The sequence below is a fragment of the Nonomuraea turkmeniaca genome, from assembly GCF_005889735.1.
GTDB lineage: Bacteria > Actinomycetota > Actinomycetes > Streptosporangiales > Streptosporangiaceae > Nonomuraea > Nonomuraea turkmeniaca.
This window is the reverse complement of record NZ_VCKY01000591.1, coordinates 1-397: the sequence shown is the minus strand read 5'-3', so window position 1 is coordinate 397 and position 397 is coordinate 1. Positions and strand designations below refer to the sequence as shown.

Genomic DNA, 397 nt, shown 5'->3' with positions numbered 1-397 from the left:
TCCAGCCGGAGCCCTTGTTCGATCATGAGAACAGATGTACCCGCGATGACCCCATCCGGCCAGCAGGTACCAGATCACGGCGTGTCGCTGACCTGGGGAAACATGCGCATTAGCCGATTAAGAGGGAATCACCCACCGTTCCCATGGAACCGAGCAGGCCGGCGTCTCGTAGGCGTTTCCCGAAGGTCCAGGACGTATATTGCGTTCCGTGGTCCGAGTGCAGGATTGTCGATCGCTTTTCCGGTGCGCGCCGGGCCACGGCCATCGCGAGCGCATTCGTGACCAACTCGGTATTTTGGCTGGCGTCGATGGACCAGCCGATGATGCGTCGAGAGTAGGCGTCCATGACGGCGGCGCAGTACACCTTCCCTTCGCCGGTGGGATGTTCGGTGATGTC

At 61.0% G+C, this 397-nt stretch carries 1 pseudogene; it reads right to left on the bottom strand.

What is annotated here, in order from left to right:
* Window positions 1-121: 121 nt before the first annotated feature.
* Window positions 122-397: pseudogene (locus tag ETD86_RS54685) on the bottom strand (transposase); the annotation flags it as partial.